Origin of the sequence: Comamonas sp. B-9 (genome assembly GCF_000410635.1) — a bacterium.
Classification (GTDB): Bacteria; Pseudomonadota; Gammaproteobacteria; order Burkholderiales; family Burkholderiaceae_C; genus Comamonas.
The window spans coordinates 1-10,134 of the sequence record NZ_KE148557.1; the positions used below are offsets into that span (position 1 = coordinate 1).

Here is a 10,134-nt window from a genome sequence, read left to right on the forward strand (position 1 = left end):
TGGGCCAATGCCCAGCCAATGGCCATGGCTACCACGCTGGCCAGCACGCCGGCGAGCAGGCCCACACCGGCCAGCTCGGCGCGCTGCACCTGCTGGAGCAGCTGGCTGCGCGCGCCCACGGCCCGCATGATCGCATACTCGCGGGCGCGCTCTTCGCGCGTCGCGGTGATCGCGGCAAACAGCACCACCAGGCCGGCGGCCAAGGTAAAGCCAAACAGGAACTCCACCGCGCGGATCACCTGGTTGAGCACCTGCTGGAGCTGCGCCACGGTGGCGCGCAGGTCCACATTGGTGATGTTGGGAAACTCGCGCACCAGGCCATTGTCAAAGCCCGCCGTATCGGGCGCGCGGTAGGCGGCCAGGTAGGTGACGGCCACCTCATTCATCTGCGCGACCGGGTACATGACAAAGAAATTCGCGCGCATCGAGCCCCAGTCCACCTTGCGCAGGCTGGTGATCGTGCTCTCGTGCTGCACGCCGCCCATGTCAAACAGCAGGCGGTCGCCCATCTTCAGGCCCAGGGTTTCGGCAATGCCCTCTTCGACGCTGACGCCACCGGCCTCGCCCGGCGTCCACCGGCCCTGCACGATCTGGTTGTGCTCCTGCAGCACATCGCTGTGGGAGATATTGAACTCGCGGTCGACCAGGCGCTTGGCGCGGTCTTCGCTGTAGTCGCCCGGGCCCACATCCTTGCCATTGATCTGGATGAGGCGGCCGCGAATCATCGGGTACCAGTCCCATTTGTCGATGCCGGCCTGGCGCAGGCGCTGCTGGAAGGCATCGGCCTGGTCCGGCATGATGTTGATGACAAAGCGGTTCATCGCATCGGGCGGCGTGGTCTGGCGCCAGGTCTGGATCAGGTCGGTGCGCAGCAGCACCAGCAGCACCAGCGCCATCAGGCCGACGGCCAGGCTGCTGACCTGCACCACGGCAAACCAGGGCCGGGCGGCGACCTGGCGCGTGGCCAGCAGCAGCCAGCGCGGCGCCGTGCGCTCATTCACCATGCGGCGCAGCAAGCTGATGGCCACGGCGCTCAGCAGGCCAAACACCACAATCGCCATCGCAAAACCGCCCACCGCAATGCCGCCCAGCTTGGCATCACCGCTGACCAGCAGCAGCATCGCCGCAAAGCCCAGCACCCCCAGCAGCAGCACCGAGGCCGAGGCCGGGCGCAGAGCCCCCAGGTCACGGCGCAGCACGCGCAGCGGCGGCACCTGGGCCAGCTGCAGCACGGGCGGCAGGCCAAAGGCCAGCAGCAAGGTCATGCCCATGCCCACCCCCATCACCAGCGGCCAGCCACTGGCAGCGGGCAAGGTGACGGCCAGCAGGCCCGCCATCAGCCAGACAAACAGGTAGTGCATCGCGTAGCCCAGCGCCACGCCCAGCAGGCTGGCGGCCAGGCCCACGATGACAAACTCGACCACATAGGCGCCGGCAATGGCGCGCTGGGCCAGGCCCAGCACGCGCAGCAATGCCGCGCCATTGAGGTGGGCGCTGGCAAAGGTGCGCGCGGCCAAGGCCACGGCCACGGCCGACAGCAGCGCGGCCAGCAAGGCCACCAGGTTCAGGAACTTCTGCGCGCGCTCGAGCGTTTGCTCCATCTCTGGCCGGCCGCTTTGCAGCGACTCGATGCGCACGCCATGGCTGTGGGGCTGGGCCACTTCGGTCTCGGACCATTGCAGAAACTGCGCTGCTGCTGCGGGCTCACCGGCGACGGCAAAGCGGTAGAGCAAGCGGCTGGCCGGCTGCACCAGGCCGGTGGCGGCCAGGTCGCTCCAGTCCAGCATCACGCGCGGAGAAAAGCCCAGAAAACCGGCGCCCCGGTCCGGCTCGATCGTCAGCACCCGGCCAATCGTGAAGCGCTTGTCGCCCAGCCACAGCACCGAGCCGGTCTTGAGGCCCAGCGCCTCGATCAGGCTCGGGTCCACCCAGACTTCGCCGGGCGCAGGAATATCGCGCGTCGGCGCATCGGGCTGGCCGGCAGCCGGAGCCGTGCGCAGGCTGCCGCGCAGCGGGTAGCCGGCCTGCACCGCCTTGAGACCTACCAGGCGCGATTCACCGCCATCGGCATCGTCCGAGCGCGCCATCGTCGGGAAGGTGACCGTCGTCACACCCTGCAAACCCAGCGCCTGGGCCTTGTCGGCAAAGGCCGCTGGCGTGCTGTTGTCGCTCACCACCACGACGTCGCCGCCCAGCAGCTGGCTGGCATCGCGCTGCAGCCCCGCTTGCAGGCGGTCCGAGAAAAAGCTCACCGAGGTCAGCGCGGCCACCGCCAGCGCCACCGCAACCAACAAAAGCCGCAGCTCACCGGCACGCCAGTCGCGCAGCAATTGGCGCCAGCCCAACGCAAAAAAGTTGTGTTTCATGCAGCAAACATAACTGATGCGCGTTTACCCCCAGCCCTTGCCGGATTTCCCTGCGAGCCAGAGGCCGCCCACGACCAGCAAAAGGCCTGCTGCAAGCAGGGTCATGACAGCACGAACCCGGCGCTGCCACAGCCTGTTTGGGGGGAAAAAGCCACGGCACGCCCTCAGGCACAACGCGGCCATCCACGCTTGCCCCCAGGCCGGCAGATTTTGTAGACGCGCCCTGGTGCCGCCATTGAAAGAGATCATCCCCAAGCGGCCGATTGCGAGTTACGATATGAAACAGTAATCTCTCAACGAGCCATTCCTATGCAAGCCTTGATTTCACAATTGGGCCAGACGTTTGCCAAAGCTCGCAGTCTGGAGGAGCTGACGCGCCCCCTGCTGGAGATGCTGCAAAAAGTCACCAGTCTGGAATCCACCTACCTCACGCGCATTGACCTGGGCCAGCGTGTCCAGCAGGTGCTGTTCGCGCGCAACACCCAAAGCCTGCAGATTCCCGAGAACCTGAGCGTGCCTTGGGAAGACACCTTGTGCAAACGCGCGATCGACGAGAACTGCCTCTACACCGACGATGTCGGCCAGATCTGGGGCGACTCGCAGGCCGCGCAGGCGCTGGGCATCCAGACCTATGCCAGCACACCGGTCCACCTGTCGGACGGTGCGCTCTACGGCACGCTGTGCGGCGCCAGTGCATCACGCAAGCCGCTGCAACGCGATACCCAGGATGTCATGCGCCTGTTTGCCCAGTTCCTGGGCCAGCAGGTCGAGCGCGAGCAGTTGCTCATCCAGATCCAGGTGCAAAACGAAGAGCTGCAGCGCCTGGCGCGCACCGATGCGCTGACCGGCCTGCCCAACCGCCGCGCACTGATCGAGCAGCTCGACCAGCTGCAGGCCATTGCCCGCCGCCAGGAGCGCTATGTGCTCGTAGGCATGATCGACATGGATGGCTTCAAGGCCATCAACGACGGCTATGGCCATGAAGCGGGCGACCGTTTCTTGCAGCTGCTGTCCGACCAGATGCGCGAGGCCATGCGCGGCTCGGACCTGATCGCCCGCCAGGGCGGCGATGAGTTCGTTTTTGCCGGCCTGGGCCCCCACCTGCACGAGCCGATTGCGCCGGCGCTGAACGAAACACAGGCGCGCCTGTTTGCCAGCACGCGGGCCGAGTCGCTGTGCCTGGGCCAGGGCGTGAGCCTGAACTACACCGGCGCCAGCGTGGGCCTGGTGGCCGTCACGCCGGGCACCCATGCCGATACTGCATTGCAGCAGGCCGATCTGGCCATGTACCAGACCAAACAGGCGCGCAAAGCCCGCCACCCGGTTGCGGCCTGACCTGGGCAACCACCAGAGGGCCTGAGGCGGCCCTCAAGCCTCGCTGGTCTGCGCCGCAGCCGCTGCGCCGGCCGCCGTCAGCGCCAGCATCCAGCGCCCCTCCACCGCCTGGGCCTGCACCCAGGCAGGCTGCTGGGCCTGCTCCAGCAGCAGGTTGAGCATCGCCAGCTCACGCAGCAGGCTGCTGGCAGCGGCATCCAGGTGCTTGGCGATGCGCACCAGCGGTACCGCCTGCCCGGTGCGGGCCTGCTCCTGTGCCAGAGCTTTGAGCATGCGCTGCGCCAGCGGCGAGAGGGCGGGTGCGGCGTTCTGCCCGCCCATCACTGCGGCGCCTGGCCGGGCTCCAGCACCACGGGGATCGATTTGGAGGTGGGCGTGCCGGCATGCGCGGCCACGGCCGACAGCGGCACCAGCGGATTGGTCTCCGGGTAGTAGGCGGCGAGGTTACCACGCGGAATGTCATAGGCCACCAGCTTGAAGCCCTCGACACAGCGCTGCTGGCCATCGTCCCAGACGGTGCGGATATTGACCCAGTCCCCATCGGCCAGGCCCAGCGCGCGGATGTCATCGGCATGGATGAAGACCACCCGGCGCTGGCCAAACACGCCCCGGTAGCGGTCGTCCATGCCATAGATGGTGGTGTTGTACTGGTCGTGCGAGCGGGTGGTCAGCAAGGTGAACACCTGCTGGTCACGCAGCCGCGCACGCGCCCGGTGCGTGGGGGTATCGACCGGCACCGCATGGGCGTGGAAGCTGGCCTTGCCGCTGGCCGTGGTCCAGATGCGCTCGCTGGCCGTGTTGCGCAGCCGAAAGCCACCGGGCACGGCCACGCGCTGGTTGAAGTCGGCAAAATCGGGGAAGACCTTGGCGATCTCATCGCGGATCAGCGCGTAGTCGGCGGCCAGCGCCAGCCAGTCCACCCGGCTGCGCGTGCCCAGGGTGGCATGGGCCAGGCGCGCCACAATCGCCGGCTCGGACAGCAGATGCGCCGAAGCCGGTGGGTTCATGCCCATCGACAGGTGCACCATGCTCATCGAATCCTCCACCGTCACGCCCTGGGGCTGGCCGTTTTGCAGGTCGATCTCGGTGCGGCCCAGGCAGGGCAGCAGCAGGGCCTCGCGGCCATGGACCACATGGCTGCGGTTGAGCTTGGTGGTGACCTGCACGGTCAGCGCGCAGCGCTGCAGGCCTTTCCAGGTTTCATAGGTATCAGGCGTGGCCGCAGCAAAATTGCCCCCCAGCGCAAAAAACACCTGGGCCTGGCCATCGCGCATGCTGGCAATGGCGTCGACCGTGTCCATGCCGTGGGCGCGGGGTGGCGCAAAGCCATAGACCTCCTGCAGCCGGTCGAGCAAGGCGGCTGGCGGCTTTTCCCAAATGCCCATGCTGCGGTCGCCCTGCACATTGCTGTGGCCGCGCACCGGGCACGGCCCCGCTCCTGGCCGGCCGATATGGCCGCGCAGCAGCAGCAGGTTCAAAATCATCTGGATGGTGGCCACCGAATGCGCATGCTGGGTAATGCCCATGCCCCAGCAGGCAATCACCTTGTCCGCGCCCAGGTAGACCTCGGCGGCCGCCCGCATCTGCGCTTCACTCAAGCCCGATTCCTGCGCCAGCAGCGCCCAGTCTTCAGCCTGCAGGCTTTGCGCCAGCGCCTCAAAGCCGGTGGTGTGCGCAGCGATAAAGGCGTGGTCGAGCACACCGCCCCGCGCCGCCTCCTGCTCCAGCACATGCTTGAGCATGCCCCGCAGCGCTGCCAGGTCGCCGCCCACGCGCAGCTGAAAGTAGTGCGTGCTGATCGGGCTGGAGCCCAGGGTCGCCATCTCCAGCTTGTCCTGCGGATCGGCAAAGCGCTCCAGCCCGCGCTCGCGCAAGGGGTTGAAGCTGACAATGCGCGCGCCGCGTTTGTGCGCCTCGCGCAGCTCGCCCAGCATGCGCGGGTGGTTGGTGCCCGGGTTCTGGCCAAAGATGAAGACCGCATCGGCCTGTTCAAAATCGGCCAGTGTCACCGTGCCCTTGCCCACGCCGATCTGCTCGCGCATCGCCGAGCCACTGGGCTCGTGGCACATGTTGGAGCAATCGGGGAAGTTGTTGGTGCCGTACTCGCGCACAAACAGCTGGTAGAGAAAGGCCGCCTCGTTGCTCGCCCTGCCTGAGGTGTAGAACACCGCCTGGTCCGGGCTGGGCAGCGCGTTCAGGTGCTGGGCGATCAGCGCAAAGGCATCGTCCCAGGCAATCGGCAGGTAGTGGTCACTGGCCGGGTCATAGACCATGGGCTGCGTCAGCCGGCCCTGGTCCTCCAGCCAGAAATCGCTGTGCTGGGCCAGCTCGCGCACGCTGTAGCGGGCAAACAGCTCGGGGCCCGCGCGCCGGGCCGTGGCCTCGGCGGCGACGGCCTTAACGCCGTTCTCGCAGAACTCGAAGGTCGAGGCATGGTTGCGGTCCGGCCAGGCGCAGCCCGGGCAGTCAAAGCCATCGGGCTGGTTGGCCGACAGCAGCGTCTTGGCACCCTTGAGCGCGATGTCGTGGTGCAGCAGTGTGTTCTTGACACTGTTCAAGGCGCCCCAGCCACCGGCTGGGCCTTTGTAGAAGGCGATTTTTTGTTCTTGCATGGCAGGGGCTCGGTGTAGCCCTGCATTTCAACCCGCTGCCCGCTGGCCGTCAAATTCAATGCGGCAATGCCAGCATTCGACAAACTATGGCTGGGATGGCGGCGCAGCTGCGGCCAAAGCCCCGGCATGCTGCAGGCATTGCTGCTGCCATTCGTCCTGCGCCATCAGCGCGCGCGCCGCCTCCATCGCGGGCATGGCCTGCTGGGATTGCTGGTAGAGAAAGGCGACTTCGCTCTCGACCACCGGCTCCACCAAGGGCCAGGCGCGTAGGCCCGGCGTGTGCCGCACGGTGGCCAGCACGGCGCCGGGCACAATGCTGGCCATCTGGCCCTCGCCCACCGCCTGCAGCAAGGCCTGGACGGAATTGGTCTCCATGGCAGGCTGCACCAGCACGCCGACGGCCAGAAAGCTGCGCTCCACGATCTGGCGGTTGTGCATATCGGGCGTCAGCAGGCACAGCGGCTGCTGCGCGGCCTGGGCCCAGCCCAGGGGCTCGGCCGCATGCAGGGTATCGGCCACGCAGGCCGGTGCTGGCGCGGACTGCAGCAGGTAGTAGTGCTCCTGGTACTGGGGGGCGCAATGGGTGCGCGGGCGGCGGATGCGGTCGCTGTAGCCCAGCGCCAGGTCCAGGCTCAGCTCTTCGAGGCCGCGTTCAATATCGGGCGAACTCATCGCATGCAGCGCTGGCACCAGGCCCGGGTGCTGGCAGCGCAGCAGGCTGGCAAAGCGCAGCAGCATCGGCATGGCCGTGGGCACGGCCGCCATGCGCAGCTGCCCTTGCAGCTGGCCCGCCTGGGCGGAGAGGCGTTGGCGCAGGCGCGCCTCGCTTTGCAGCATCTCCAGTCCGGTTTGCAGTACCTGCTCGCCCTCGGGCGTGAAGCCGGCAAACACCCGGCCCCGGCGCACGATGGCCACGCCAAACTCGGCCTCCAGCGCGCGCAGCGCATTGGACAGGGCCGGCTGGGTGATGTGGCAGGCCTGGGCTGCCCGCGCGAAATGGCCATGCGCATGGAGCGCGGCCAGGTAGCGCATGGCAGCGAGCAGGTTCATCAGGTATTGCTGCTCACGGAGATGGTCGGGAACTTCGACGAGAAGTCCTTGGCCTGCTGCGCGATCTTGACGGCGATGCTGCGCGCCACCTGGCGGTAGATGGCGGCCACTTCGCTGTCGGGCGCCGCCACCACGGTGGGGGTGCCGCTGTCGGCCTGCTCGCGGATCTGCATCGACAGCGGCAGCGCACCCAGGTAGTCGAGCTTGTAGTCGGCTGCCATGTGCTTGCCGCCATCGGCGCCAAAGATATGTTCCACATGGCCGCAGTTGGTGCAGACATGCATGGCCATGTTCTCGATCACACCCAGGAGCGGCACGCCCACCTTCTCGAACATCTTGATGCCCTTGCGCGCATCGAGCAAGGCGATGTCCTGCGGCGTGGTGACGATCACCGCACCGGTCAGCGGCACGCGCTGGCTCAGTGTGAGCTGGATGTCGCCGGTGCCCGGTGGCATGTCGATCAGCAGGTAGTCCAGCCCCGCCCAGTTGGTCTGGCGCAGCATTTGCTCGAGCGCCTGCACGGCCATAGGCCCGCGCCAGATCATCGCCTGGTCCTGGTCGACCAAGAGGCCGATCGACATCACCTGCACGCCATGGTTGAGCTTGGGCTCCATGGTCTTGCCATCGCTGCTCTCGGGCTTGCCGTCCACGCCCATCATCATGGTCTGGCTGGGGCCGTAGATATCGGCATCCAGCACGCCGACGCTGGCGCCCTCGGCCGCCAGGGCCAGCGCCAAGTTGGCGGTGGTGGTGCTCTTGCCCACGCCGCCCTTGCCCGATGCCACCGCAATGATGTTCTTCACACCGGGAATCAGCGGCACACCGCGCTGCACCGCATGCGTGATCACCTTGTTGCTGATGGTCACCGAGACGTTGTCCACGCCCGGCACCGTCTTGGCCGCGGCCACGAACTGGCTGCGCAGCTGCGGCACCAGGCTTTTGGCGGGGTAACCCATCTCCACCTCAAAGGCGACATCGCCGCCATGGATCTGGAGGTTGCGCACGGCACGCGTGCTGACAAAATCTTTGCCCGTATGCGGGTCTTGGACGCTGGCCAGCGCGGCCAGTATCGTTGGTTCGGTCACTGTCATCGTGTTTTCTATTCCTGAGACAGCAATAAGTCTAGCGAACCGCGCTTGCCCTTGCGAACCAGCGACAATCTGGGCTTTTCCCCTGCACCTCTTGAAAGACCTGCACCCGTGAAACTGAAAATGGCCGAGAACTCCGTGTTTGCGATCTTGCTGCGCTCGTCGTGGTGGATCAGTGTGGTGGTCGGAGCCATCATCGTGGTGCTGTGCCTGGCGCTGCTGCCCAAGGACATCCGCTTTGTCGGCGCCGCCGGCAGCCTGCCTTTCCTCGTGATCGGCGCCATGGCCGCCAAGCGCCAGTGGAGCCAGCCCAGCGCGGCGGCCACCGAGGCGCTGCTGGCGCAGGCTGGCGCCATGTCCAGCCGCGATCTGCAGGCCTGGCTGAGCCGCGCCTGGCAGGCCGAGGGCTATGCCGTCACCACCCTGCAGCAAGGCGCAGCCGATCTGCAGCTGGCGCGCAACGGCCAGACCACCCTGGTACAAACCAAGCGCAGCAAGGCCGGCGTGCATGGCATCGAGCCGCTGCGCGCGCTGCATGAGGCCGCCAGCCAAGCGGGCGCCGCCAGCGTCTATGTGCTGCTGCAAGGCGAGCTGAGCGACAACGCCCGCCTGTTTGCCCGTGACCAAAAAATCGTGCTGCTGCAGAACCTGGAGCTCGCGACCTTGCTGAAAAAGGGCGCGGCGCGCTGATGCAGCGGTGCCTGTGCCCGCAGTAGCGGCTGGGCGACAGAGCCGCTTGGCGAAGGCCTGCAGTTTCGGCTATGGTGCAGGCCATGTCGCCCGCTCTGCACTACAGCCCCCATTCCGCGTCCACCGCCATCGTGCTCTCAGGCGGCGGCGCGCGTGCCGCCTACCAGGTGGGGGTGCTGCAGGCGCTCTCGCGCCTGCGCCAGAACGCCGGGGCCGACCATGAACCCACGCCCTTCCCCATCGCCGTGGGCACCTCGGCCGGCGCGATCAATGCCGCAGGTCTTGCCTGCGGCGCCGACCATTTCGACCTGGCCGTGCAGCGCCTGTCGCGGGTGTGGCGCAATTTCTCCACCAGCCAGGTCTACCGCGCCGATGCCTTTGGTGTGATGCGCAGCGGCGCGCGCTGGCTGAGCCTGTTGACGCTGGGCTGGGCGCTGACGCGCTGGCACCACAGCAAACCGCGCTCGCTGCTGGACAATGCGCCGCTTTTGGAGCTGCTCCAGGCCGAGCTGCCGCTGGAGAAAATCCCGCACCTGCTGCACAGCGGCAAGCTGTCGGCGCTGGCGATCACCGCATCGAGCTACACCACTGGCGAGCACATCACCTTCTATGAAGCCGGCCCGCATGTGCCTGCCTGGTCGCGCACGCAGCGCCGCGCCATCCAGGACCGCATCAGCCACCAGCACCTGATGGCCTCGTCGTCGATCCCCTTCATCTTTGCGCCCGCCGAGCTGATGCTGCGCGGCCAGTACAACTACCTGGGCGATGGTGCGATGCGCCAGACCGCGCCGCTCGCCCCAGCCGTGCACCTGGGCGCCCAGCGCATCGTCGTCGTCGGCGTGGGCCGCTCGCACGAGGTGCTGAACCTGCCCCAGGGCGAGCACCCGCCGTTCCCCTCGCTCGCCCAGGTGGCCGGCCATGCGCTGTCCACCATCTTTCTCGATGCGCTGTCGGTCGATGTGGAGCGGGCCCAGCGCATCAACCACACCTTGA

General features: G+C 67.2%; 8 protein-coding genes. 3 read left to right on the forward strand and 5 right to left on the reverse strand.

The features are described 5' to 3' along the window. A partial coding sequence (locus H928_RS0110575) for an FtsX-like permease family protein (protein WP_021026479.1) occupies positions 1 to 2,366 on the reverse strand: 2,366 nt, incomplete at its 3' end. A 309-nt stretch (positions 2,367 to 2,675) separates the two neighbouring features. Between H928_RS0110575 and H928_RS0110585 the strand changes: the two genes are divergently transcribed. Then, a complete protein-coding gene (locus H928_RS0110585; RefSeq protein WP_027010803.1) occupies positions 2,676 to 3,701 on the forward strand; it encodes a sensor domain-containing diguanylate cyclase in 1,026 nt (341 codons plus the stop codon). Positions 3,702 to 3,734: 33 nt separating this feature from the next. Here the strand turns inward: H928_RS0110585 and H928_RS0110590 are convergent, their stop codons facing one another. From H928_RS0110590 to apbC, 4 genes are all read right to left on the reverse strand, one after another. Next, entirely contained in the window at positions 3,735 to 4,022 is a 288-nt protein-coding gene (locus H928_RS0110590) for a hypothetical protein (RefSeq protein ID WP_021026482.1), read from the reverse strand. After that, the gene (locus H928_RS0110595) at positions 4,022 to 6,313 is read right to left on the reverse strand and encodes an FdhF/YdeP family oxidoreductase (RefSeq protein WP_021026483.1); all 2,292 of its coding nucleotides are present in this window, start codon (positions 6,311 to 6,313) and stop codon (positions 4,022 to 4,024) included. The genes H928_RS0110590 and H928_RS0110595 overlap by 1 nt, the downstream gene beginning before the upstream one ends. Positions 6,314 to 6,397: 84 nt before the next feature. Continuing rightward, positions 6,398 to 7,363: a LysR family transcriptional regulator gene (locus tag H928_RS0110600; RefSeq protein WP_021026484.1), complete on the reverse strand. Its 966-nt coding sequence runs from the start codon at positions 7,361 to 7,363 to the stop codon at positions 6,398 to 6,400. Further along, positions 7,363 to 8,454, reverse strand: coding sequence for an iron-sulfur cluster carrier protein ApbC (gene apbC / locus H928_RS0110605; protein WP_021026485.1), 1,092 nt, complete (start codon positions 8,452 to 8,454; stop codon positions 7,363 to 7,365). The genes H928_RS0110600 and apbC overlap by 1 nt, the downstream gene beginning before the upstream one ends. A 108-nt stretch (positions 8,455 to 8,562) precedes the next feature. On the opposite strand from apbC, the gene H928_RS0110610 reads away from it, so the two are divergent. Next, positions 8,563 to 9,141 carry a restriction endonuclease gene (locus tag H928_RS0110610; protein ID WP_021026486.1) on the forward strand — a complete coding sequence of 193 codons (579 nt, stop codon included), beginning with the start codon at positions 8,563 to 8,565 and terminating at the stop codon, positions 9,139 to 9,141. Positions 9,142 to 9,224: 83 nt separating this feature from the next. Beyond that, a partial coding sequence (locus H928_RS27160; protein WP_148293122.1) for a patatin-like phospholipase family protein occupies positions 9,225 to 10,134 on the forward strand: 910 nt, incomplete at its 3' end.

Bases quoted from the DNA above. Each gene is read 5' to 3' on its own strand.
- H928_RS0110595 (WP_021026483.1), bottom strand. From the start codon at position 6,313: ATGCAAGAACAAAAAATCGCCTTCTACAAAGGCCCAGCCGGTGGCTGG.
- H928_RS0110590 (WP_021026482.1), bottom strand. From the start codon at position 4,022: ATGGGCGGGCAGAACGCCGCACCCGCCCTCTCGCCGCTGGCGCAGCGC.
- H928_RS0110585 (WP_027010803.1), top strand. From the start codon at position 2,676: ATGCAAGCCTTGATTTCACAATTGGGCCAGACGTTTGCCAAAGCTCGC.
- apbC (WP_021026485.1), bottom strand. From the start codon at position 8,454: ATGACAGTGACCGAACCAACGATACTGGCCGCGCTGGCCAGCGTCCAA.
- H928_RS0110600 (WP_021026484.1), bottom strand. From the start codon at position 7,363: ATGAACCTGCTCGCTGCCATGCGCTACCTGGCCGCGCTCCATGCGCAT.